The 24,153-nt window shown below is 54.4% G+C and carries 26 protein-coding genes and 1 tRNA gene; 16 read left to right on the top strand and 11 right to left on the bottom strand.

Translation table 11 applies throughout. The annotated features are described in order from the left end of the window. Positions 1-13 precede the first annotated feature (13 nt). Positions 14-784, bottom strand: coding sequence for a glycerophosphodiester phosphodiesterase family protein (locus tag BARVI_RS09890; protein WP_025279093.1), 771 nt, complete (start codon positions 782-784; stop codon positions 14-16). Between the two features lie 453 nt (positions 785-1,237). Between BARVI_RS09890 and BARVI_RS09885 the strand changes: the two genes are divergently transcribed. The 4 genes from BARVI_RS09885 (at position 1,238) to BARVI_RS09870 (ending at position 5,762) form a co-directional block, all read left to right on the top strand. Beyond that, the gene (locus tag BARVI_RS09885) at positions 1,238-1,774 is read left to right on the top strand and encodes a hypothetical protein (RefSeq protein ID WP_232213975.1); all 537 of its coding nucleotides are present in this window, start codon (positions 1,238-1,240) and stop codon (positions 1,772-1,774) included. 25 nt (positions 1,775-1,799) lie between these two features. After that, on the top strand, positions 1,800-2,366 hold the full coding sequence (locus BARVI_RS09880) for an RNA polymerase sigma-70 factor (RefSeq protein ID WP_025279091.1): 567 nt from the start codon (positions 1,800-1,802) through the stop codon (positions 2,364-2,366). 2 nt (positions 2,367-2,368) lie between these two features. Beyond that, entirely contained in the window at positions 2,369-3,334 is a 966-nt protein-coding gene (locus BARVI_RS09875; RefSeq protein ID WP_025279090.1) for a FecR family protein, read from the top strand. A 118-nt stretch (positions 3,335-3,452) separates the two neighbouring features. Next, positions 3,453-5,762 (top strand): TonB-dependent receptor, encoded by a 2,310-nt coding sequence (locus BARVI_RS09870; protein ID WP_232213974.1) that lies wholly within the window; start codon positions 3,453-3,455, stop codon positions 5,760-5,762. 103 nt (positions 5,763-5,865) lie between these two features. On the opposite strand, the gene BARVI_RS09865 is transcribed toward BARVI_RS09870, so the two are convergent. The 3 genes from BARVI_RS09865 to BARVI_RS09855 all read right to left on the bottom strand — a co-directional run bounded on the left by BARVI_RS09865 (position 5,866) and on the right by BARVI_RS09855 (position 7,384). After that, a complete protein-coding gene (locus tag BARVI_RS09865; protein ID WP_025279088.1) occupies positions 5,866-6,045 on the bottom strand; it encodes a DUF4250 domain-containing protein in 180 nt (59 codons plus the stop codon). 209 nt (positions 6,046-6,254) lie between these two features. Then, complete coding sequence (locus tag BARVI_RS09860; protein WP_025279087.1) at positions 6,255-6,884, bottom strand: hypothetical protein; 630 nt, start codon at positions 6,882-6,884, stop codon at positions 6,255-6,257. Further along, positions 6,872-7,384, bottom strand: a complete 513-nt coding sequence (locus BARVI_RS09855) for a flavodoxin family protein (RefSeq protein WP_025279086.1) — start codon at positions 7,382-7,384, stop codon at positions 6,872-6,874. The genes BARVI_RS09860 and BARVI_RS09855 overlap by 13 nt, the downstream gene beginning before the upstream one ends. A 389-nt stretch (positions 7,385-7,773) precedes the next feature. Between BARVI_RS09855 and BARVI_RS09850 the strand changes: the two genes are divergently transcribed. From BARVI_RS09850 to BARVI_RS09840, 3 genes are all read left to right on the top strand, one after another. Then, positions 7,774-8,103 (top strand): ArsR/SmtB family transcription factor, encoded by a 330-nt coding sequence (locus BARVI_RS09850; protein ID WP_025279085.1) that lies wholly within the window; start codon positions 7,774-7,776, stop codon positions 8,101-8,103. A gap of 69 nt (positions 8,104-8,172) precedes the next feature. Next, entirely contained in the window at positions 8,173-8,403 is a 231-nt protein-coding gene (locus tag BARVI_RS09845; RefSeq protein WP_025279084.1) for a thioredoxin family protein, read from the top strand. A gap of 40 nt (positions 8,404-8,443) precedes the next feature. After that, positions 8,444-9,196: a permease gene (locus tag BARVI_RS09840; protein ID WP_025279083.1), complete on the top strand. Its 753-nt coding sequence runs from the start codon at positions 8,444-8,446 to the stop codon at positions 9,194-9,196. A gap of 6 nt (positions 9,197-9,202) precedes the next feature. Here the strand turns inward: BARVI_RS09840 and BARVI_RS09835 are convergent, their stop codons facing one another. Next, the gene (locus BARVI_RS09835; protein WP_025279082.1) at positions 9,203-9,550 is read right to left on the bottom strand and encodes a winged helix-turn-helix transcriptional regulator; all 348 of its coding nucleotides are present in this window, start codon (positions 9,548-9,550) and stop codon (positions 9,203-9,205) included. 156 nt (positions 9,551-9,706) lie between these two features. Between BARVI_RS09835 and BARVI_RS09830 the strand changes: the two genes are divergently transcribed. Both BARVI_RS09830 and BARVI_RS09825 read left to right on the top strand, forming a co-directional pair. Further along, positions 9,707-10,090, top strand: coding sequence for a nuclear transport factor 2 family protein (locus tag BARVI_RS09830; protein ID WP_025279081.1), 384 nt, complete (start codon positions 9,707-9,709; stop codon positions 10,088-10,090). Between the two features lie 18 nt (positions 10,091-10,108). Further along, a complete protein-coding gene (locus tag BARVI_RS09825) occupies positions 10,109-10,648 on the top strand; it encodes a flavodoxin family protein (protein ID WP_025279080.1) in 540 nt (179 codons plus the stop codon). 208 nt (positions 10,649-10,856) lie between these two features. Here BARVI_RS09825 and BARVI_RS09820 read toward each other — a convergent pair. From BARVI_RS09820 to BARVI_RS09810, 3 genes are all read right to left on the bottom strand, one after another. Then, positions 10,857-10,929: transfer RNA gene (locus BARVI_RS09820), tRNA-Lys, on the bottom strand. A 97-nt stretch (positions 10,930-11,026) separates the two neighbouring features. Next, on the bottom strand, positions 11,027-12,172 hold the full coding sequence (locus BARVI_RS09815; RefSeq protein ID WP_025279079.1) for an AI-2E family transporter: 1,146 nt from the start codon (positions 12,170-12,172) through the stop codon (positions 11,027-11,029). Positions 12,173-12,228: 56 nt separating this feature from the next. Further along, positions 12,229-12,831, bottom strand: coding sequence for a thymidine kinase (locus BARVI_RS09810; RefSeq protein WP_025279078.1), 603 nt, complete (start codon positions 12,829-12,831; stop codon positions 12,229-12,231). A gap of 166 nt (positions 12,832-12,997) precedes the next feature. Here BARVI_RS09810 and dacB point away from each other — a divergent pair, with 166 nt between their 5' ends. From dacB to BARVI_RS09785, 5 genes are all read left to right on the top strand, one after another. Further along, entirely contained in the window at positions 12,998-14,404 is a 1,407-nt protein-coding gene (gene dacB / locus BARVI_RS09805; protein WP_025279077.1) for a D-alanyl-D-alanine carboxypeptidase/D-alanyl-D-alanine endopeptidase, read from the top strand. A gap of 87 nt (positions 14,405-14,491) precedes the next feature. Next, complete coding sequence (locus BARVI_RS13035) at positions 14,492-15,469, top strand: hypothetical protein (RefSeq protein ID WP_025279076.1); 978 nt, start codon at positions 14,492-14,494, stop codon at positions 15,467-15,469. Positions 15,470-15,478: 9 nt separating this feature from the next. Continuing rightward, positions 15,479-16,204, top strand: a complete 726-nt coding sequence (gene rsmI / locus BARVI_RS09795; protein ID WP_025279075.1) for a 16S rRNA (cytidine(1402)-2'-O)-methyltransferase — start codon at positions 15,479-15,481, stop codon at positions 16,202-16,204. A 17-nt stretch (positions 16,205-16,221) separates the two neighbouring features. After that, entirely contained in the window at positions 16,222-17,100 is an 879-nt protein-coding gene (locus tag BARVI_RS09790; RefSeq protein WP_025279074.1) for a Cbp1 family collagen-binding glycoprotein adhesin, read from the top strand. 55 nt (positions 17,101-17,155) lie between these two features. Then, positions 17,156-17,836: a hypothetical protein gene (locus BARVI_RS09785; protein ID WP_157232583.1), complete on the top strand. Its 681-nt coding sequence runs from the start codon at positions 17,156-17,158 to the stop codon at positions 17,834-17,836. Positions 17,837-17,971: 135 nt separating this feature from the next. Here BARVI_RS09785 and BARVI_RS09780 read toward each other — a convergent pair whose 3' ends face one another. The 3 genes from BARVI_RS09780 to BARVI_RS09770 all read right to left on the bottom strand — a co-directional run bounded on the left by BARVI_RS09780 (position 17,972) and on the right by BARVI_RS09770 (position 21,680). After that, complete coding sequence (locus tag BARVI_RS09780; RefSeq protein WP_025279072.1) at positions 17,972-19,192, bottom strand: bifunctional 3,4-dihydroxy-2-butanone-4-phosphate synthase/GTP cyclohydrolase II; 1,221 nt, start codon at positions 19,190-19,192, stop codon at positions 17,972-17,974. A gap of 27 nt (positions 19,193-19,219) precedes the next feature. Further along, the gene (locus BARVI_RS09775) at positions 19,220-21,163 is read right to left on the bottom strand and encodes an LptF/LptG family permease (protein WP_025279071.1); all 1,944 of its coding nucleotides are present in this window, start codon (positions 21,161-21,163) and stop codon (positions 19,220-19,222) included. A 133-nt stretch (positions 21,164-21,296) separates the two neighbouring features. Next, positions 21,297-21,680, bottom strand: a complete 384-nt coding sequence (locus tag BARVI_RS09770) for an START-like domain-containing protein (protein WP_025279070.1) — start codon at positions 21,678-21,680, stop codon at positions 21,297-21,299. A 231-nt stretch (positions 21,681-21,911) separates the two neighbouring features. On the opposite strand from BARVI_RS09770, the gene pta reads away from it, so the two are divergent. Together pta and BARVI_RS09760 are read left to right on the top strand one after the other, a co-directional pair. Further along, the gene (gene pta, locus BARVI_RS09765) at positions 21,912-22,919 is read left to right on the top strand and encodes a phosphate acetyltransferase (RefSeq protein ID WP_025279069.1); all 1,008 of its coding nucleotides are present in this window, start codon (positions 21,912-21,914) and stop codon (positions 22,917-22,919) included. 18 nt (positions 22,920-22,937) lie between these two features. Continuing rightward, positions 22,938-24,146 (top strand): acetate/propionate family kinase, encoded by a 1,209-nt coding sequence (locus BARVI_RS09760; protein ID WP_025279068.1) that lies wholly within the window; start codon positions 22,938-22,940, stop codon positions 24,144-24,146. Positions 24,147-24,153: the final 7 nt, after the last annotated feature.

Raw genomic sequence — 24,153 nt, 5'->3', positions numbered from 1 at the left:
TCGGGGAATCAATCTATCGTTTCAACAACTCCAACAGGAGCACCGGTTCGTTGGTCGTGATATAGTCGGCCTTGCGGTCGATGAAATAACGTAAATCGTCCTCATCGTTGACCGTCCACACATTCACGGTGAGACCCAGGAGATGCGCCGCATCTATCCAATCTTCATGCGCTTTGAGCACTCGGTCTTCATAATCGAGCCCCGTATAGCCCAACTCTTTGAGCTCGGCCGGAGTCTTGTCGCCATTGAGGTAGGCCACCTTGGCCTCGGGAGCCAGCCGGATAAGTTCGGTACCCACCTGATTGCTGAATGCGATATACTCCACCTGGTCTTCCATGCCCTTGTCTTTCACCATATCGACCACCTTGCGGGCCAACTCAATATTCCGCTCGGGGGTAGACTGGGTTTTCAGCTCCAAAACCAGCATCATCGGGGTCAACAACTTACCGGCATCGAGATAAGCCTCCAAGGAAGGAAGCGTCTCGCCATTCTTCAACTTCGATTTCAACAACTGTTTCGAGTCGGTCTTCTCGATAACCAATCCATCGAGCGTATGTGCATCGTGGTTCACAACCAACTCTCCGTCGGCCGTCAGCCAGATATCCAGCTCCGAGCCCCAGCAACCGGCCTCATAGGCCTTCTGCAACGAGGTGAGCGAGTTTTGAGCGGAGCCTTCACAGGTCCAGTAGCCCCGATGAGCCACGGCCCGGGTCACATGCTGGGCCTGGATTCCTTGCGATACCATCAGTAGCAGAGCGGCCATCATACACAGTTTTCCTTTCATAGTTTTCTCTTTTTTACAGGATTCTACAATCTTCGATTACTCTCGCAGCAAATATACGATTTTTATTATTCTCCATCACAACAGCCTCCATGACAAACATTAGACACTACGGTTTCAACACGGTTCACCCGACAGTTCTTTTCCTTTTTATATTATGCATTGATTATCAGGTATATAACAGAAATTATCAAAATTTTTTTCACGATAAATAGGGGGATTTTCCTTTTGCGGCGTTATAAGGTCAAAATCACATAGCTAAGTGAATGGCTCGGGACAGCAGAAGCAGCCGGCTTCCCACCCCGCCGAGAAGCGGAGAGAAAAAACGGCTCACCATTATTCATCGAAAAAATTTAACCCATTATGAAAATCAAATTTATTGCATTACTTTTGTGCGCAGCCGTAAGCAGCCACGTTGTAAAAGGACAAGAAACCGCCCAAAATACCAACCAGTCTATGAACCGACACGAAATTCGCCTCTCGGCCAGCGACGGTCTCACCCTCGGTCTTGCCAACATCTTTGGCATGGGGCTCTCCGATGCCGTGACAGGGAGCAAGCGCAGCGACGAAAAATCGAGTCTGGTCTACGGTTTGGGATACCGCTACTCGATTGCCCGATTCAGAGTAGGTGCCGATTTGGGGTTCGCCCAATCGACCAGCAAACTGGCTCTGGTAGGCGAAACGGCTCCCTCGCTGAAAGAGAAAGGCCTCAACTTCATGCTGTTGCCCACCGTCGAGTTTGTATACTTCAAAAAAGGTGTCGTTGAACTGTATGGAGGTGCCGCTGCCGGTGTCGATTTGGTAAGCCACTCCGAAACCAGCCTCGACAAGACGGCCAACAACAGTTCCAAAAAGAGCAACATATCCACCACCTTTGCCTACCAGGTAAACCCCATTGCCCTGCGCGTAGGTAACCACCGCATCGGCGGATTCCTCGAAGCCGGCCTCGGATACAAAGGATTCCTCACGGCCGGAGTAAGTCTGAGATTCTAATTACCCTAAACCCCAAGTGCTACTCATGCGAGAGAATAGAAAAGAACTTTTCAAAGTCCTGTTTCAGAAACACTACCCCAGGCTATGTCACATAGCCTACGGGTATGTTCTGGACCGCGATGAGGCGGAAGATATTGTACAGGAACTCTTTATCAATGTCTGGGACAAAGGGAAAGACTCCCTCCCCGACAAAGAGTTTGCAGCCTACATGACTACCGCCGTCAAAAACAGTTGCATCTCATTCTTACGCAAAAGGCAGGGGGCCTTCGTCCCAATCGACGACTATCCGACGGCGGCCATCGACCAGCCCGACGAGATATATGACGAGGCCGATGAAGCCCAATCGCCCGAAAATCTCCTGCAAGTGGCACTTGCCTCACTACCCCCCAAGTGTAAAGAGGTTTTCCTGATGGCCAAGCTCAAAGGTATGAAATACCGCGAAATTGCCGAGAAGTTGGGGCTTTCGGAAAAAACTATCGAGAATCAAATGACCCGGGCCATCAGGCTCCTGCGTACCTACGTAGCCGAAAACAGCGCCATGCGTCTGGTTCTTATCACCATCGTTTTATCAATCTTCTTAAACTGTAAGTAAAAATGGGAAATCAAGATAACATTGACGAACTGTTGGCCAAGTATTTTGCCCACGAGAGACTCACGGCTGCCCAACAGGCCAAGATCGACCAGTGGAGAGCCGCTTACCCCGAAGAGAGCCAACGATTGCAGCGATTGCTCGATACGCCCATTTTCAGCGACACGGCTTTTGAGGTTGATACCGAAAAGGCCTGGGCACGAATCGAGCCCCAACTCAAAGAGCGCACCTTGAAGGTAAACCTCTTCCACAAAAAAGCCTGGTTCTACTCGGCAGCAGCCGCCATCGCGCTGGTGCTGGTAGCGGCCCTGCTCTACCTCTCACACGAGACCGATACCCAAACTGTTCGCTACGCCGATATAACCCAAACCGAAAACGTTCTTTTGCCCGACGGGTCGGAGGTAACCCTCTACCCTCATTCAACCCTGGCATTCCGATATGCCGACGACGGGATCGCCCGCCAGGTAGAGCTCACGGGAAAAGCCTTTTTCCACGTGAAGAACCGCGACAACGCTCCGTTCAAGATCTCTACCCCCTCGATTACGGTCGAGGTGCTGGGAACTTCGTTTCTCGTCGATGCCGCTCACGATAGCAAATCGGGCGTGTTTGTCGAGAGTGGCCGGGTAAAGGTCTCGACCTCACACAACAACGTCATTCTCGAAGCCAACGAAAAGGTCGAGGTGACCGACGGCCAGATGACTTTGGGGCTTATCGACGACCCCGCCTTCTTCTTTGGAAAGGGCGACTCGGTACTGGTTTTCAAGAACAGCCCCATCGCCACGGTCGTCCAGGAGGTGGAGAGACAGACCGGCGTGAAAATCGAGCTGGGGAAAGGGCTCGAAAAGAACCGGGTCACCTCCAAGATAAATGCCAGTGAGAAAGAGAGCATCGCGGCCGAACTGGCTTTCCTGTGCGGCTGCCGCTGCGACACCGTGGAGAAGGGCCGGCTTTACAAACTTTATTATGAATAGGCTGCAACTCTTATTCTCAATAATAGCACTACTCTGGGTCCATTCATCGTCAGGTGAAAATGCGAAACCCGATGCAATAGCAGAAGAGCGGATATCAGTCGCCGCCTCTTCTGCTACTGTGCTACAATGGTTCGACCAGATTGAGAAGCAGTGTGGCATCACCCTCTCCTATAACCCCTCGGCCATCGACCTCAACCAGGTGTGCACCTTCAAGACCGCCGGCACAACCACTGTGGGGAAACTCCTGAAAATCCTGTTGAAAGATTATACCTTCAAGACCACCGTCATACCGCCTCGTAAACTGGTGATACAGGTCGGCGAAGAGAAGTTCTTCACCCTCTCGGGAACCATCTGCGAGGAGGGGAGCAGCGAGAAACTCTATGGAGCTATTGTCTCGCTCTACGACCCGGCGGGCAAACGGCAATATACCCTCTCCGACGAAAATGGCCGCTTCAAGCTGCCCTTGCCCGAAGGGGAGTATCGCCTCGTCATCTCCTGCATGGGCTACGAACCCTACGAACAGACGATTACCGCCGACCGGGACCTCTCCCTCACCCCCCAGCTCAAAGCACTTCTCTATGAGATCGACGAGGTCACCGTGAAATCGCACAAACTGAGCAACTCGCTCGACGAACTGGCCCCGTCGAGCATGCTGTCGTTCAGCAGCAACGACCTGTTCTCGCAGATATGGATTCTGCCGGGCGTGACCGGTATTCCCACCGGCAACAACTTTCTGGTCGACGGCGGCGGATATGACGAGAATCAGCTCCTGCTCGACGGCGTGCCGGTCTATCACCCGGGACACCTCAACCTCATGTTGCCCGTGTTCAACGGCGATGCGGTGAAAAACATCGTCTTTCACAAAGGCTTCTTCCCCACCAAATTGGAGGGGAAACTCTCGTCGATTACCGAGGTGAACCTCAAAGACGGCAACAAGCAGGAACACATGCGCACCCTCTCGCTCGACATGCCGGCCGCATCGGTCATGCTCGAAGGTCCCATTATCAAGGACAAGCTCTCCTACCTGGTGAGTGCCCGGCGCAGCTGGCTCGACCTGTTCGACGAATTCCTGTCGGAGGAGGACCGCCTCAACCACTCGACACTCGACTTCAACGCTAAACTGTCGTACGACATCTCGCCGTCGAGTTCGCTCAAAGCCTTGGCCTACAACGCCCGCGACAACTACCGGCTGCCCATCGGGCCCAAAGAGAAAATATCGGTCCTGCGATGGAACAACCAGATTTACCAGCTGGCCTACAACTTCTCGAAGGGAAAGCTGAGCAATACCACCTCGATCTTCTACACCTCGTACACCAACATTGCCAATGCCAACATGCTGGGATTCGAGACCGATACCCACAACTATATCCACAGTGGAATCAAGTCGCTGAATATCTCGACCGAGTTCAGTTACAGCTACGACAACATCTACACGACCCGCTGGGGGGCCAAATACGACCACGAAGTCTACGACCTGGCCGTATTCGGCGACACCGTGCGCGTGCGTCACGAGCCCATCGACCAATTCTCCATCTTCTACGACAACCTCATTCGCATCACCTCCCGCCTCTTCACGCAGGTGGGCGTCCATTTCATCGGCTACCTGCCCGAGAAACACCGCGACTATTACAGCATTCAGCCCCGCTTTTCGCTCAAATACTCCCCGTGGGACAGCGACCTGTTCTACCTCAACTTCTCCCGCATGGAACAGTTCTACCACTACCTGCGGTTCAACACCTTCTTTCTGCCCACCGATTTCAGAATGCCCAGTATCGAATCGTACAAGCCCCGTTCGTCGGAACACTACGAGGCAGGCTGGAAACACAACCTGCGCAACGGCTCCCTCGAAGTGTCGGGTTACTACAAGACCCGCCGCAACATCGTGGCCCTGCGTCCAGCAACCTTTGTCGAAGACACCCAATGGGGTAACTACATCATGACCGGCGACGGCGACAGCTACGGCATCAAATGCTATTTCTACAACTACTGGCACAACTGGCTGCTGCAACTCTCCTACACCTATGCCCGCAGCCGCGAATGGTTCGACGAGTTGAAGGCCAACGGCAAGCTACCTTCGCTCTACGACATACCCCACCAGCTGAACGGAGCCATCTCCTACACGCTGGACACCCACTCCACCTTCTCAGTGGGCGGACTCTTGCGGTCGGGCAAGGTACTCGAAATCGACGAAGAGACCTTCGACCCCTATCCCGTCGAGGAGTTTCGGAAGAAACGGGCCCCGCTCAACTACCGGGTCGATGCCGGTTATTGCTACAAACACAGTTTCGACGACGACAAACTGCTGCTCCTGCGTGTAGGACTCTATAATATTGTGGGAAATCCTCCCGAAGAGGAGATACTCGATTTCTACTCCGTACACTGGCCCTACAACTGCATGCCCTACGGGAGCATCAGTTTCAGATTTTAAAAAAAAATCGCAGCTCCGGCACTACCGGGCTGCGTAGCCATGAGACAGATACAAGCGGCAAAGAGAGCTGCACCTTCGTGACAGGCCCGACACCGCCTGCCGATTACCAGAACTTGTTTTGACTGGGATTATACTCAAATCCCGCACTCCCCAACTTGGCCACCAAATCGGCCTTGCTGATGTGCATATCGTCGCACAAGGCATCGAGTGAGGCGTAATTGTCGCGCAGTTTCGTGTTGATGAACGAAAACAGAATCATCGGATCTTCGGGTAACGTATTCATAATCTGTATCCTTTTTATTTCGGGGTGCAAAGATAATGAAAGGTGAGGGCAGAACCAAATGAAAACGCAATTTTCAAATGTGGTTATGCCGAACCGCATCTTATCTTATGAAAAGATAATGAAAGGTGAGAGCAGAACCAAATGAAAACGCAGTTTTCAAATGTGGTTATGCCAAACCGCATCTTATCTTATGAAAAGAGAATGAAATCCTATCCCCCGATATCCGGCAACCGGCCGTCCTCAATCAGCGGTGTCTGCATCTGCAATTTGGTCACCCCAAACTTGCGGCCGTATCGGGTCCAGTAGTAGGTCGAGGCCCAGATGAACCACCGCTTGCTCAGCGGCATGGTGGCCTGTATCGTACAATACTCCCCACGGCCTACCGACCGGGCCAACCGCTTGATAGCCCGCACCGCCACATATTTGAAAGGAGTCCCCAAGATGGCCTCGCCGCTGCCCAGCTCCAAGACCGAACCCAACCGGTACCCGTTCTTCCGGCCGTAAAACCGCAGCATCTGCATGGCTATCTCGTTCTGGGTATACTCCAAGAAGCCGCAGTTGATAAGAACGGAAATCACCGGTCTATGAACGGGCGGATTTGCCTCCAACACTTTCAAGAATTCGAGAAAGCCCACCGGCAAGGCATCGGCATAGAGGGGGAAGACAAACAGCACGTCGGTATACCGGCCCATCAAGTCGCACAACTCGCGATGATTCCGTTTCGTCAGGTTGAAGTAGTCGGTCTCGACCGGACAATATCGGGCAAAAATCTCGGCATACCTCCGGGAATTCGACTTCGGCGCCCGGGGGCTGCCGTTTATAATCATCACACGTCCCATTGATCTACAATTTTCTGGATACAATCATTCAATTCCGCTTCGGGAACGAAGCGTATTTCATAACTCTCGAAACACATGTTGCTCGCATTGCGCGCCACCAACCGTTCAAAGATGGCCCGCTCCTCGGGCTCGATGTCGCCATAGGCCACAATCGTCGCCCGCTTGGGTACCACGGCCCGCTGCACATGATGCGTCTCGCCCTTGAAGACCCGAATAAAGGCCTGCTGCACCGGGATAGCCCGCTCGAGCATGCGTTTCATCACCACGTCGTAGCCGCCATACTTCACCCGGCTCACATACAGCACCGTATCGCTGGCGGCAATATAGGGATATACCCGCGTGGCATCGTCGCGCATCACGCACTTGCCGGGCGTACGGGTCCAACAGCCGAAACAGCCCGTGCAGTTGGCAATCTTCAACGAAGACAAGTCGATATATTTTATCTCCGAATCGACTCGAAGGTTCAGAGAAACAGGTCGGTCACTCATTATCAGTTTCATTATCAGTTGTTTTTAGTGTAAATTTTCACCGTAATTCTACCGGCCGAATTTAAATTCGTTCTAAATAATCCCCAGAGCAGGCGGCAAAAATAGCTCTTTTACAAAGTCCTGCCAAAACAAACACAGCCGGGCTATCTATTTTTAGGGCTTTTTAGGGTTTGTTTTCAACCGCCATCACCCTCCACACCGCCGGTAAGGATAAGTACAACCCATTATTCATCAAGCCGATAATTAAAGTTTACCTGCTTTATCCACCGTTCCGAAGAGAAGAACATCTACCGTCCCCACCCGGTTCACGAAGCGGTACAAAATGCGATACCCAACAAAAAAAACAGCAAATATGATTGACCAATCGAATTATGTTCGTATCTTTGCGAACAACAAAAACTATGGACGAGAAAAAAGAGTACACCCCCACCCAGGAGCAACTGGCCCGCATCTCCAAAGCGCTGGGACACCCGGCCCGCATTGCCATCATGCACTTCCTGGCCCAGCAGGAGACCTGCTACTTCGGCGATATTCACGAAGAACTGCCCATCGCCAAGGCGACGGTCTCCCAACACTTGAAAGAGTTGAAAGAGGCCGGCCTCATACAGGGCGAGGTGGAGACTCCCAAGGTGCGGTATTGCATCAACCGGCAGAACTGGGAAAGGGCCCGACAGCTCTTTCAAGAGTTTTTCGGGCAATGCGTCTGCTCGTCGGGGAAGTGCTGCAAATAGCAACCCCCTTTTTTTACCATATTGTTCGTTGTTTTACGAAATACGTTTAACTTATAACTTATACAAATTATGGAAATCAAAGTTTTAGGAACCGGCTGCGCCGGGTGCAAAGCCTTGTACGAACGAGTAGAACAAGTAGTCAACGAGCTGGGAATACAAGCCACGCTCTCGAAAGAAGAAGATTTGATAAAAATCATGGCCTATAACGTGATGTCGCTGCCGGCCCTCGTCGTAGACGGGAAAGTGGTGGGTAAAGGCAAACTGTCGACCGACGAAATCAAAGTCCTACTCACCCGATAAACAGCACCCAATTCTCCTACTACACAACCAGCGATTCATCATGATACAGCAATTTGCCGACTGGCTGATTTACAGCCTGCTCGGACTAAGTGCCAACACACCGCTCGGCAGCTCCCTTAACTTTTTTGTCTACGACTCGATAAAAATTGTGCTGCTGCTCTTCCTCATCAGCGCCATCATGGGCGTCGTCAACGCCTATTTCCCCATCGAGCGGCTGCGCATTACCGTCGTCTATGTCGTGAGCGGAATCCTGCTGGGTATGGTGGGGGGCTTCCTGCTGGGCCGGTTGCGACTGGAATCCTACCTGAGCGACTGGGTGAAACAGATCCAGCAAAATGCCTCGGCCGACTTCTCGACCTGGGAAAAAGAGCGCACCCCCTTTATGAAACGGCTGCCCTCCATCTTGCGCGAGGCTTGGGGTATCGTCAAGGGTGTTTTGCTCTATATCCTCATCGGTATCGGCATCGGAGCCGTCATGCACGGCTACGTACCCGAGGGATTCTTCGAGCAATACATGTCGCGCGACAACGTGTGGGCCGTTCCCCTGTCGGTACTGCTGGCCGTTCCCCTCTATGCCAACGCCGCCGGCATCGTGCCCATCGTCGAGGTGTTCGTGGCCAAAGGTATCCCCATCGGCACCGTCCTGGCCTTCATGATGGCCGTCGTGGGACTCTCGCTCCCCGAAGCTACCTTGCTAAAAAAGGTGATGACCTGGCGCCTCATCGGCATCTTCTTCGGCATCATTACCCTCTTCATCATCTTGTCGGGCTATCTGTTCAACGCGATACTGTAACCGACCTCATTTACCATACTTCCGCTCAAACAGCGCTTTGTTTTTCGTACCCCATTCGAGCATGGCATCGATGATGGGAATGAGTGTCATGCCCAGCGGTGTGATGGAGTATTGCGAGCGGGGCGGCAGCTCGGCATAGATGGTCTTCTCGACCAGACCGTCCTCGACCAGCTCTTTCAACTGCAAGTCGAGAACCCGGGGGGTCGCCTCGGGCAAGGCCTTGTGCAACTCGCTGGGACGCATCGCCTGGTGGCGGAGCTCGTCGAGGATACACGATTTCCATTTCGAGTCGATCAGACTCATGGTCAGCCGCAGGGGACAATCCAAGTCGACCGGTATTTTACGTTCATACATACGCGCTACGGTTTTTCTGTTCACGACAAAGTTACACATAACCCGCCAAACAAGCGATATACCGAAAAAATTTTCGGTACCTGAATAATTTTACGGTACTTGTATAAATCGCAATTACCTCATAGCTTTGTCCCAGCAACTAAAAACCAACCCGATATGAGAGCAAATATAGCCGAGTACAAGGCAGTCGAAGCGGCTGCCATGAAATTTGTCAAGAGTGTGGCCGAGGGCGACAGCCGTTATGCCAAGGAGTTGTTTGTCGACGAAGCGGTACTGTTCGGATTTCTGGACGGGAAACTCGAACACGGCTCCATCGAACAGTTCTACCACAATGTCGACACCGTGGGTGCCGGCGAGAATTTCGATGCCCGCATCGACATCGTAGCCCTCGAAGAGACGGTGGCTGTCGTGCGCGTTCTCGAAGAGAAATGGGGCGGACGCATCGACTTTACCGACTACCTGCTGTTGCTGAAAATCGACGGCGAGTGGAAATGCGTGGCCAAAGCCTACAACCAGAATTCCGACACGATTCAAAAATAAGAAAGGAGAAAGACAACCATGAAAATAGTAGTCATCACCGGTAGTCCCCGCAAAAACGGCAACAGCTTTGCCATGACCGATGCCTTTATCCAGGAGGCCGAAAAACGGGGTCACACGATACGTCGATTCGATGCCGCCTTCCTGAAAATTGGTGGCTGTCATGCCTGCATGACCTGTTACAAGACGGGCAAGGCCTGCTCGTTCGACGACGATTTTAACGACATTGCCCCCGCTATTCTCGAAGCCGATGCCGTGGTATTCACCATGCCGGTCTACTGGTATTCGATTCCGGCACAAATCAAGGGAGCCATCGACCGACTCTTCTCACTCGTGGTGGGCGGTAAAGAGGTGGCCGGCAAGAAATGGGCGTTGATTGCCTGCTGCGAAGAGGAGGACACCACCGTGCTCGACGGGGTGCGTACCCCCATGGAGCGTACGGCCGCCCTGCTGCAATGGGAGAAGGTGGGCGAAGTCCTCATTCCCGGCGTGCTCAACGTGGGCGACATCGACCACACCGATGGTTGCAGTCAGGCTGCCGCCCTGGCCGACAAATTCTGAACACGCTTTTATTCCCATATTCTTCCCCGGGCTATCCGCTTTGCCGCGATACCCGGGGATTTTTTGTACCTCTCCACAACTTACCAGACTCGGCGTCACAGCATGGAACTTCCCGAAGCCGTTCCCTTGTGCTCGTGACAACCAAATACAAACAAAAGAGACAAAAAGAAAAGCGACCGCCTCGTTGAGGCAGCCGCTCTCTTTTCGGTGATCCGCTTGGGGCTCGAACCCAAGACCCCAACATTAAAAGTGTTGTGCTCTACCAGCTGAGCTAGCGAATCTAACCTTGGTGCTTTTTTGGAAAAGCGTTGCAAAGGTAACGCTATTTTTTGATACTACAAAATTATACCTTCGCAAATTTATGTTAAAGGGCAGTTTTTATTCCTTCTCTTTCGTCATCTCCTCGGACGAAACCTCAGGCTCGGGCGGTGTAGACGGTGTGTTCTTTGCCTCATCGCCTATCACATAGCGCTCGTAGTACGAGAGGCACAGGGTGGTGAGCGGCAGGGCGATAATCATGCCCACAAAGCCGAGCAGTGTACCCCAAATCGAGAGCGAGAGCAAGATAATGGCGGGATTCAGCCCCGTAACCTTACCCATCACCCGCGGCACGATAAAGATATCCTCAATCAGTTGCACCACGATAAAGACCAGGATACAGGCCCCGAAGAGCAGCCAGAAGTTGGTGCCGGTCTCCGACGCCGAAACGAGACACAGCAAGACAGTAGGGATAAGTCCCACGAGTTGCAGATAGGGCACCATGTTGAGCACCCCGATGAAGAGCCCCAGCACAATGGCCAGCGGCAACCCCACAATGAGAAACCCGATGCAGAACAGAATACCCACCAGCCCGGCTACCAGAGCCTGTCCACGGAAATACCGGTTCATACTCACCTCGACGTCGCTGACAATCGAAACCACCGTGGGCCGATAGCGCTGCGGTATCATGCGCTGGAATCCCACCAGTATCTTGTCGTAGTCGAGCAGGATAAAGACGATGTAGAGCAGCACGATGAGCCAGCTGACGATGTTGATAATCTCGCCCACCGACCCGGTGATGAATCCCCACGCCCCCGAAAAACTCTCCTCGATAACCGAGAGCCACTGCTCCCGGCTGAGCAGAGTCGAGAGTTGCGTGAAGTCGACATTCTGCCGGATAAAGTCGTGTACGGCCTGCGGCACAAAAGGTATGTTTGACGAGTGATAGACGTAGTCACTCAACAACCTGCGCATGACCCCTATCTCGTCGATAATCGACGGCAACACCAGCACAGCCAGCAGGGCCAGCGTGACGAGCACCTCCAAGAAGGTGAGCGCAATGGCAATGACCCTCCCCTTCAACTTGAACACCCGTTTGTTGTAGACCACCAGCGGGTTGAGCATATAGGCGACAATCCACGCCACGAGAAACGGGAGCAACGCCCCTCGCAGGATATAGATGAGGTAGAAGAGCCCCACGACAAAAACGGCTCCGAACAGAATGCGGATTACCCGGTCGAAGGTGTATGGCTGGCGTTCGGTCATGTGTATCGATTTTTTGGAATGGTTACGTTATCTAACAATTACCCGGCCGTTGCGGTTTATTCCTCGTGGTGCTTCTCCTTCCGCTCCTGCATCTCTTGCAGATAGCAGCGGCGGCACAAGGGCTGGTACTCGTTTTTCTCTCCCAGAAGCACCCGTTTGTCATTGTCGACCAGCCGGTAGGAGTAGTTGGCCAGATGGCCGCACTTCACACAGATAGCGTGCACCTTGTACACATCGTCGGCAATGGCCAGCAGGGCGGGCATGGGCCCGAAGGGGACCCGGCGGAAATCCATGTCGAGCCCGGCCACAATCACGCGGGTACCGTTGTTGGCCAGCTCGGTGCAGACCTCGATGATGCCGTCGTCGAAGAACTGGGCTTCGTCGATACCCACCACATCGACCCCCGATGCCATGAGCAAGATACTGTGCGAATTGTCGACGGGGGTAGAGAGTATCGAGGTACTGTCGTGCGAGACGATATTCTCCTCGGAGTAGCGCACGTCGATAGCCGGCTTGAATATCTCAACCCTCTGGCGGGCTATCTTCGCCCGTTTCAGGCGGCGAATCAGCTCCTCGGTCTTCCCCGAGAACATGGAGCCGCATATCACCTCGATGCTGCCACGGCGGCTGGTCTCGTAATTACTTTCGGTCAAAACCATAGTGTTATATTGCTATTTGTCTGTCGGTTCAAAATATTCAACAAAAGTAAAAAGATAGTTCGACTTTGCCAACCTTTACCTCGCCTATTTCTCTCAAAAGCGGTCGACAAAAATTTGTTCCTCTACCTCCCGTCACCTATCTTTGTAGAAACAACACCAATAGATTATGCAACGCCTCTCCATATTCAGTCTGCTCACGCTGCTTCTGCTTTTGCATACACCCTCCCGGGCCCAAAGCCTTGAATCGCTGCTGGCCGACCCGGCCTTTACCCCGGCTTCGGTGGGTATCTGCATTACCGACGTAGCCACGGGCGAAACCCTCGTTGCCTACAACGACCGCCAGGCCATCATACCGGCCTCGACCGCCAAGGTCATCACCACCGCCACGGCCTTGCGCCTGCTGGGCCCCGACTACCGCATCGTCACCACGGTGGGGTACACCGGCCACATCGACGACGCCGGAACCCTGCACGGCAACCTGGTGATACGGGGCGGAGGCGACCCCTCGCTGGGGTCGGCCTACGGCAGCCGGCCGGCCGACGATTTCGTCAACCGGGTCGTGGAAGCCGTTCGGTCACACCCAATCCGGGCCATCGAGGGGTGTATCGAGGTCGACGACTCCCGATTCGCGGGGCCGTCCGTATCGCCCAAATGGATGCTCGAAGACGTCATCTGGGACTACGGCACCGGGTGCCACGCCTTCTCCTACCGCGACAACCGGCTGCAAGTCGAATTGAAATACAACGGACACCGCTACGAGGTGACCGGTATCAACCCCGCCCGCCGATTCCACGTCGCGACCCACCTCGTCCCCGGCGAACGGGAAGAGGTGACCGTCACCCACACCGGCAACCGCTACACCGTCACCGGCACCATACCCCGCCATCGATCGACCTACCGTCTCGACCTGGCCATCGAACGTCCCGACAGCCTCTTCCTCCAAGAGCTGAACGAGCGGCTGCAATTGGCCGGTATCCCCGTGGGCGGCGCCCCGCTCTCCGCAGGGAGAGGTACCGAAACCACACTGCTCGACTACCCCTCCGACTCGCTCGCCTGCCTGGTGCGCAGCCTGAACGTACGCAGCGACAACCTCTATGCCGAAAGCCTGCTGCGCCTCATCGCCCTCACCGCATCACCCCGGGGCAGCGCCTCGAAAGGTATCGAAACGATACGCCGCTACTGGCAACCCCTGGGAGCCGACTCGCTCGAACTGTTTCTCTACGACGGTTCGGGGCTGGCCCGCAACAACAAGGTCTCGGCCCGCTACCTGGCCCGGGTGCTGACCGCCGCAGCCCGAGACCCGCAGACGGGCGACACTTTTGTCCGCTCGTTGCCCCGGGCCGGACGGGAAGGGTCGGTAGCCACATTCATGCGCAACAGCCGTCTGCCCGGTGAACTGCGGTTGAAAAGCGGCAGCATGAGCGACGTCCACGCCTATGCCGGCTACTACACCACCCCCACCGGGCACCGCTATGCCATCGTGCTGTTATTCAACAACTACACCTGCACCCGGGCCCAACTGAAACAGAAAATTGCTGTCTGGCTCACTACGACACTTTCTAAAAAAAGGTAACAGCAGCCAAAAATTTAAGCACTCCTATACGCTTCTATCATTTTATTACTATCTTTGGAAGATAGTGAAACCACTAAATTCGATTCCATGTCACGAGACAGTCGCATCGCATACATCATCACCCAGTTGGGCGAACTGCGGGAGCTGCTGCTGGTTATCGAGCAGGCAGGCAACGCCGCTCCCGGTATCCTGTTGAAGCTGGCCCGGGAAAAAGCCGAGGCCATCGACCGCTCGACCCGCGAACTGCGGTCGCCCCAATTCTGGGCCGAAATAGAAAATCACGAACCCTTTGCCGATACCGCCTCGACCGATAATCGGGAAGCAGAAGCCGTAGAGCCCGTTCCCGAAGCCGAGACACGCCAGGAGGAGTCCGAACCTGAGGAGGAGCCGTGGGATATACCGGTGACCCCATCGGCCACCCCGACTACGGAGACAAAAAACGAGGCAGAGAGCCCGACAGTCCCCGAACCGGAAGCCCCGGCCGAGACGCCCCCTCAACCCGAAGGAGAACCGGAACCCGCGCCGACACCGGCGGTCGAACCGACTCCTGCAAATCAGACCGAAGAGTTGCTCCACAAGGCGGAGACTCCCGAAGAATCCCGGACAACCGATGAGGCTCCGACCGCTACCACGGCCGAAGAAACCGGCCGGGAAGAGCCGCTCTACCCCTGGGAGGAGATGAACGACGAAGAGCTGTCGGCCGCTCAAAGCGACGAACCCGAATATGACGACGATGCCGACGACTACGACGACACCGACTACGAAGATACTCCCGTGGCCGATCTGCCGGCCGACGACACGGCAGGGCCCGTCACCCTCGAAGAGGCGCTGCAACGCCAGCACGCCAAGGAGCTGCGCAAGGCTCTGAGCCTGAACGACCGCTTCCGGTTCCGCCGCGAACTGTTCGGGAACAGCGACATTCGCATGAACGAGACCCTGGCCCTCATCGACGCCATGCAATCCTATGACGAGGCCGAAGATTATATTCTCAACGACCTGCATTGGGACATGGATAATCCCGAGGTGGCCGAGTTTATGAAAATCGTACAAAAACATTTCCTGTAACGCCGCACCATGTCCAAACTCTATGTAGTACCTACGCCGGTAGGCAATCTCGAAGATATGACATTCCGGGCCATCAACGTGCTGCGGGAGGTCGACTGCATCTTGGCCGAGGATACCCGCACCAGCGGTATCCTGCTCAAACACTACGACATACGCACCCGCATGCAGTCGCACCACAAGTTCAACGAACACCAGACGGTCGAAGGCATCGTCTCCCGTATCGAGGGGGGCGAGACCATCGCCCTCATCTCCGATGCCGGCACACCGGCCATCTCCGACCCGGGCTTCCTGCTGGTGCGCGAATGCCGGCGCCGGGGAATCCCCGTCGAGTGTCTGCCCGGAGCTACCGCCTTCGTGCCCGCCCTGGTAGCCTCGGGGCTGCCCAACGAGAAATTCTGCTTCGAGGGTTTCCTCCCCCAAAAGAAAGGTCGCGCCACCCGGCTGGCCCAACTGGCCGACGAGCCGCGCACCATCATCTTCTACGAGTCGCCCTTCCGCCTGCTCAAAACGCTGGTTCAGTTCAAGGAGACCTTCGGCGGCGAACGTGATGCCTCGGTGAGCCGCGAAATCTCCAAGATTCACGAGGAGACGGTGCGAGGCACCCTCGACGAACTCATCGCCCACTTCACCGAGCATGAGCCCAAAGGCGAAATCGTGATTGTCGTGGCCGGAGCCCCCGAGAAGCCCAAAGAGAAAAAACGAGACAAATACCCCAAAAGCGATACACAACTATAAATTTAATTTCTACCATTATGAGAAAGGCTATTACCGCTGCCATCGCAGCAGCATCTGTACTGATGATCGGTTGTACCAACCAGTCAACCGAAGTGAAGAGACTGCAAGCCGAGAACGACTCGTTACTCCAAGTCAACGCACAAACGACGGCCGACTTCAACGAAATGATTCAGCTCATGAACGACGTGGAGGAGGGTTTCCGCCAAATCAAAGAGGCCGAGAACTATCTGGTCACCCAGAAAGATGCCAACGGAGAGGTTTCGCTTACGACCCGGGAACAAATTAAGAACGATATGACACTGGTGGCCGAGACCTTGCAGAAGAACAAGGAGCGGCTGGACAAGCTGCAAAAGCAGCTCACGCAGAGCAAAAACCAATCGGCTGCCCTGCAAAAGACCATCACTCGTCTGCAAGGCGAGATTGCCGAAAAGACCGAACTGATTACCTCGCTGCAAGAGTCGCTCGCCAAACGCGACGTGCGCATTGCCGAACTCGACGAGGCCGTGAGCAACCTCACCGGCCAGGTAGAGAACCTCACCACCGAGAACCAGCAGCAGAAAGAGGTGCTCATGACACAGGACGAGGCTCTCAACACCGTGTACTATGCCCTGGGTACCAACAAGGAGCTGAAAGAGCAAAAGATTGTCGAAGGCGGAGGCCTCTTCTCCTCGAAGAAGGTGATGGAAGGCAACTTTAACAAAGACTATTTCACCGCAGCCGACATGCGCAAACTGCACGACATTCCCTTCGACAGCAAGAAGGCCAAACTGCTCACCAAGCACCCCGAGGGAAGCTACGAAATGCAAAAGGACAACGAAGGTTACCTCACACTGGTCATCACCAACCCCGAGAGTTTCTGGAGCCTGAGCCGCTATCTGGTTGTCGAGCTCAACTAAACGGCGACATAAAACCATTCACATACGAGGCCGGAGATGCCCTCTCCGGCCTCGTATGCCCTTATCCCCACCCAAACACTCCTACGACCCCATGTACCGATACCTGGCTATCCTGCTGACGCTCCTGTCATTCGCCGCATGCGACAGTTTCTTTGAAAAAGAGTCGGTCTGGCCCCACAACCCCGAGCGGCCCGAACTGCCTCCTCCACGCGAGCGCCGCTTTGTCGTCGACAGTATCCGATACTACTTCGACTACTGGAGCAGCAAGAGCACCCAACTGGCCGACGAGACCTGTGTCGTCATCATCTCAAACTCTCTCGATCAAGAATGGCACGATACCCCCTCGCCCCCACAAGATCCGCTCTACAACTACTCCTATTTTTCCAGCGAAGACCCCGTAATGGCCCAAATCTACACCGACACCCTGCGGGTGAGAACCCCTTGCTACGTCGACGACGACAATCGCATCGTACTGGGCGATTCGCTGTACAGCTTCCAATCCTTTTCGGCCCAACAGACGCTGGCCGAAATCGACCGGACTATCGGAGAGATGTGTATCCCCCCTCATACCGAAACCTACGTCTACGGCCGGTACAGCATCAGCTACTACCACATAGCCTACACCGCCTGGCTCACCGAAACAACCAGCAACACCCCCATTACCATCGAGGGCATGTGGGAGGGCGGTATCATCAACGACGACTTCACGACTCGCACCGAGTCGAAGCCGTTGTAAACACTCCATGGCTACTCCTGCCCGAAAGAAGAAACCCCGCAAGACTCGAAATGGAGTCTTGCGGGGTTTCTTCATATCTTCTAACCGGTAGCCGCTCCCCGGTTTCAGCGGGAGCAAGCAACTCACAATCAATGCCTATTCTTCATCAACATGCAGCGTGTGGCCCATGCGTTTCTCTTTGGTGAGCAGGTAACGGCGGTTATAAGGGTTGGGAGTCACCTCGATAGGCACGTTCTCAACAATCTCCAAACCATAAGCCTCCAAGCCGATACGCTTCACCGGGTTGTTGGTCATCAGACGCAACTTGTGTACACCTATATCGCGCAAGATGCTGGCGCCCACGCCATAGTCACGCTCGTCGGCCTTGAAGCCGAGGTGCAGGTTGGCATCGACCGTGTCGAGACCACCCTCCTGCAAGCGATAAGCCCGTATCTTGTTCATCAGGCCGATGCCCCGGCCCTCCTGATTCATGTACACGATTACCCCCTTGCCTTCGGCCTCGACGGCTTGCATGGCACGATGCAGCTGCTCGCCGCAATCGCAACGCATCGACCCGAAGATGTCGCCCGTCATGCACGACGAGTGTACCCGCACGAGGATAGGCTCGTCGGGCTCCCAAGTACCCTTAATCAAGGCGATGTGCTCCAAGCCGTTGGAGAGCTGACGGAATGGTATCAGACGGAAGTGTCCGTAGGCCGTGGGCATATCCACCTCGTCGCCCCGCTCGACCATAGACTCCTGCTTCAACCGGTAGGCAATGAGGTCGCGAATGGCGATAATCTTGATGCCGAACTTCTGGGCCACCTTGATCAGTTGCGGCATGCGAGCCATCGTACCGTCTTCGTTCAGAATCTCGATGAGTGCGGCAGCCGGATACAGCCCGGCCAGACGGGCCAGGTCGACGGCAGCCTCGGTGTGACCGGCACGTTTCAGCACCCCTTTGTCCTGAGCATAGAGGGGATTGATGTGACCGGGACGTCCAAAGGTCTCGGGCGTCGAGGTCGGATCGGCCAATGCGCGTATCGTGGCTGCACGGTCGTGGCTCGACACACCGGTGGTGCAACCTTCGAGCTTGTCGACGGTCACCGTAAACGGGGTACCCAGCATCGAGGTGTTGTGATTCACCTGACGATAGAGGTTCAGCTCTTCGCAACGCTGCATCGTGATGGGCGCACAGAGAACGCCCCGGCCGTTGGTGAGCATGAAATTCACCTTCTCGGGGGTAATGGCCTCGGCAGCGATAATGAAATCGCCCTCGTTTTCACGGTCTTCGTCATCGACGACAATCAAAAACTTACCCTGTCGAAAATCCTCGACAGCCTCGTCTATCGAACTCAAAAAAATCTCTTTATCCATATCTTATCTGGTTTTATCTTTTATCTCTCATAAAGTTTCGCCGACTTCCACACGCTCGGCCTCCTCTTTCTCGAGCAAGGTCTGCAACTCCTCGTCGGTACGTATCATCGTCTCTACCTCATTGCGTAACAAGCGCTGCTGGTGGGAGCCCACCCAGTAGAGCAACAGCCCCACGGGAAAAAGAACGGCCAGCACATAGCCCCACTTCTCCGAAGGGGCCGGCCTGTAAATCCACAGGTTGCGCAACACGGGGTAGTCCATCAGTTTGCTCACTACCAGCTGGCTGCGGCTGTTCGAGGTATAGTTGACCAAGTCGTCGACCTGGGCGCCCAGCTCGGTAATATCCGACTTGGCATAACCATGCAGACAGTACTGCCAGTAGGATTGCCGCTTCCGCCCCACCTTGTCGAGATAGCGGCGGCAAGCCTCGCTCAACTGTTGAGCCTTCTCGATAGCCACCCGCGGGAACATGTCCTCCATCACCACCTCTTTCAAGACCACCTTGCGCAGCTCCTGCCGCCCGATCAGTTTCCTGAAAAAGTTGATGTAGGCATCGGGGTTGAACACGGCCGAATCCTTCACCGCCTTGTAGGTGAGAAATATGCCCAGCGGCAGGAGCACCGCCGAACTGAGCCACATGCCTTCCCACACCTCCCACCGGCCATCGCGGGCCAGCTTGTAACCGGTGTTGTCGATGATGTAGTAGAAGATGAACATGAAGACCGACACGACCACGGGCATACCCAGCCCGCCCTTGCGGATAATGGCACCCAACGGGGCCCCGATGAAAAAGAAGATGATGCAGGCAAACGAGAGGGTAAACTTCTTGTACATCTCGATCTGGTGGCGCCTGATGACTTTATTCTCCTCCTTCATCGTGTAGCTGCGGAATTCATAATCGCCCATATAGCGCTCGGCCCGAGCCACCGCCCGGTCGAGGTAGAGTTGCTTGCGTTGCAGGCTTCCCCCCTCGAACACGCTGTCGAGATTGAGGGTCGAGGCCTCGGCTATCGCCTGTTTTTCCCGGACAGAGTCATTGGCCGAGACTCGGATACCCGGGCTTTCATACAGCGAGAAATAGCCCGATGTCTGCAAACTGCGGGCATAGTTACCGCCGATACTGTCCACCCGATAGGTCATCGAGTCGATCGACGACTGCAAGGCCGTCAGGTCCTTGCCGATATACTGGTTTTGCATGATGCCGTCGTCCATGCGGTTAAAGTTGGCGTCGAAGGCAATCAGAATCTCTTTCAGCGAGAAGGTCTCCCGGCGATAGGGAATGTTGGTCACACTCGTGCGCTGGTCGCGCAGGTTCTCAAACGACTCGCCGTTGTAGAGGGTAAGAAACAGGTGCTGCTTGTCGTCGGTCATTTTCAATTTACCCGAGTCGGCCAAGATAATCATGGCGTTGTCAAAACCGCTCGACATGTCGTAAATCATCACGTCGTAGAGCATGCCGGTCTTGTGATTCTTCTGCTTCACATAGAGGTTATAGCCGCTTATCTGGTCGTAGAATACCCCTTCGGGTATATCGAGCTCGGGCGACTTCTGCCGCATGGAGTAGAGCAGGGTCCACATCTTCACCTGCGACTTGGGCAGCACATAGTTTTGGAAAAAGAAGGCTCCGATGGCCACGAATATCAGGAAGATAACCAGCGGCCGCATGATTTGCAGCAACGAGATTCCGGCCGCCTTGATGGCCAGCAACTCCAACCGCTCGCCCAAATTACCGAAGGTCATCAGCGAAGCCAGCAAGATGGCCAGCGGCAACGCCATGGGTACCATCGTGACGGCAGCATAGAAAAACAACTCGGCCAGGACCGACATTTCGAGACCCTTCCCCACCATCTCATCGACATACCGCCACAGGAATTGCATGAGTACGATGAACAGGCAGATGAAGAATGTCATCAGAAACAGGGGTAAGAAGCTCTTTAAGATAAACCTGTATAGTCGTTTGATATAGAACATTCTTTTGCCGATTATCAGAGTGCAAAAGTAACGCAAAAAAATGAATTTCCGAAAAGGCTATAACGTTTATTGGGGAGAATTGTCCAAAACAGAAGCCCCGTAGAACCGTGACAGGCAACTCCCCGGAAGGGAATCACACCCCCAGCTTGCGGCGCAACGTCTCAATCTGATGATCCCACAAGTCGCGGCTGTCGTCCATCTCGTCGGGGTAGGCAAAATCGGTTACCATGAGCATGGTATAACCCGTCAGTTCCGAAGTGGTGATACGCAACTCAAAGAAGCTCTTCTCCTCCTCATCGTCCAACCAGTGGAACCGAATGTACAAGCCCGTGCGCATAGCTACCTGGTGAGCCTGCTGCGACGACTTGTTCCAATAAAAGGTAAACAACTTGCCATCGCTCTGCACATCGTCGGCAAACCAGTCGGCCAACCCATTCTTGGTTCCTATATAAGGCCACAACAGCGCAGGAGAAACGCTTTTTAGCTCATACTCTGCAACAAACTTCTCTTTATTCATAAACCTCTCAATATTATAGCATTTCCCGCTTCGAGCAGAATGGAAATTTTCGATTTCCGTCGGCGAATATAGAGATATTATTCCTATCTTGCGCTGTAAATCGAGAAAAAATGGAATGAAAAAATTTTTTCACTCCATTTTAGAGAATATTTACCTCAAATTGCAAACTTGATATTACATTTTATTGCTACATTTGCAGGTATAAAAACAACATAAAAAACCAATCCGACTATGAATTTAATGGAACGAATGGTAGAACAAGCCCGAGCCAACAAACAACGTATTGTTTTACCGGAAGGAACAGAAGAGCGTACTTTAAAGGCTGCCGACCGGATTCTGGCCGACAACATAGCCGATGTAATCCTCATTGGTAATCCCGATGAAATACGGGCCCTTGCCAATCAATATCAACTGACCCACATCGACCAGGCTACCCTGGTGAACCCCCTGAGCCACGAAAAGAAAGAGACCTATACCCAACTGCTCTACGAGTTGAGAAAAGCCAAAGGCATGACTTTGGAAAAAGCACAAAAGACGGTCGAAGACCCCTTGTACCTGGGCTGCCTCATGATTAAGAACGGCGATGCCGACGGCGAGGTTGCCGGTGCCCGCAACACAACCGGTAACGTATTGCGGTCGGCCTTCCAGATTATCAAGACGGTTCCCGGCGTGAAGGTCGTGTCGGGCGCCTTCCTGATGTTTATCCCCGACACCTCGTACGGTGAAGAGGGTCTGATGGTATTTGCCGACTGTGCCGTCGTGCCCGACCCCACAGCCGAAGAACTGGCCCAGATTGCCGTATCGACCGCCAAGACCGCCCGCGACATTGCCGGCATAGCCCCCCGCATCGCCATGCTGAGCTTCTCGACCAAAGGGAGCGCCAGCCACGCGATGGTCGACAAGGTAGTCGAGGCTACCCGACTGGCCCGCGAGATGGAGCCTGCGCTGAAAATCGACGGCGAGCTGCAAACCGATGCCGCCATCGTTCCAGCCGTAGGGGCCAGCAAAGCTCCCGGCAGCGAAATCGCCGGTCATGCCAACGTGCTGGTATTCCCCTCGCTCGAAGTGGGTAACATCGCCTACAAACTGGTACAACGGTTGGCTCATGCCGAGGCCGTAGGTCCTATCCTCCAAGGCATTGCCGCCCCGGTCAACGACCTCTCCCGCGGTTGCTCGGTCGACGACGTGTACAAAATGATTACCATCACCTGCAACCAGGCCATCAGCTTGAAAAAATAACCTTAATTCCCATACCTTATGAAGATCTTAGTATTAAATTGCGGCAGCTCGTCGGTCAAGTACAAACTGTTCGACATCGACAGCAAGACCGTTCTGGCCCAAGGTGGCGCAGAAAAAATAGGCTTGGAAGACTCGTTCTTGAAACTGACCCTGCCCAGCGGCGAGAAAGTCATTCTCAAAAGCCCCATGCCCGAACATCACTCGGCCATTCACAACATACTCAACGTGCTCACCAGCGCAGAATACGGCTGCATCAAATCGTTCGACGAGATTGATGCCGTAGGCCACCGCGTCGTTCACGGCGGTGAGAAATTCAATGCCAGCGTCCTCGTCACCGACGAGGTAATCGAAAAGATTAAAGAGTGCTACGACATAGCCCCTCTGCACAACCCGGTGAACATGGCCGGTATCGATGCCATCTCGCAGTTGATGCCGTCGGTACCCCAGGTAGGCGTATTCGACACGGCCTTCCATCAGACCATGCCGGCTCATGCCTACATGTATGCCCTGCCCTACGACCTCTATACCCGGTACGGCATTCGCCGCTACGGATTCCACGGCACCAGCCACCGCTACGTGTCGCGTCGGGCCTGCGAGTTCTTGGGCGTACCCTACGAGAAACAACGCATCATCACCTGCCACATCGGTAACGGAGGTTCCATCACCGCCATCAAGGACGGCAAATCGATCGATACCTCGATGGGTATGACGCCTGTCGAAGGCTTGATGATGGGTACCCGCTCGGGCGATGTCGATGCCGGTGTACTCACCTACCTCATGGACAAGGAGCATCTCGACTCGGCCGGTATTGCCAACCTGGTGAACAAGAAGAGCGGTGTGGCCGGCATATCGGGACTCTCGTCCGACATGCGCGACATCGAAGCCGGTGTAGCTGCCGGAAACGAGCGTGCTATCCTGGCCCTGCAAATGTATGAATACCGCATCACCAAGTACATCGGTGCCTATGCCGCCGCACTGGGTGGTGTCGACATCATCGTCTTCACGGGCGGTGTGGGCGAGAACCAGACCCCGACGCGCGAAGCCGTGTGCAAACCACTCGCCTTTATGGGTGTGGAAATCGATACCGAACTGAACAAAACGGTTCACGGTACCGAAAGCCTAATCAGCACCCCGGCCTCGAAAGTGAAGGTAGTCGTTATCCCCACCGACGAGGAGTACATGATTGCCGAGGATACGAAAACCGTACTCGACAGCTTGAAGAAGTAAACACCCC

Source organism: Barnesiella viscericola DSM 18177 (assembly GCF_000512915.1).
Classification (GTDB): Bacteria; Bacteroidota; Bacteroidia; order Bacteroidales; family Barnesiellaceae; genus Barnesiella; species Barnesiella viscericola.
The sequence above is the reverse complement of the archived record's forward strand: the minus strand, read 5'-3'. Positions and strand labels throughout refer to the sequence as shown.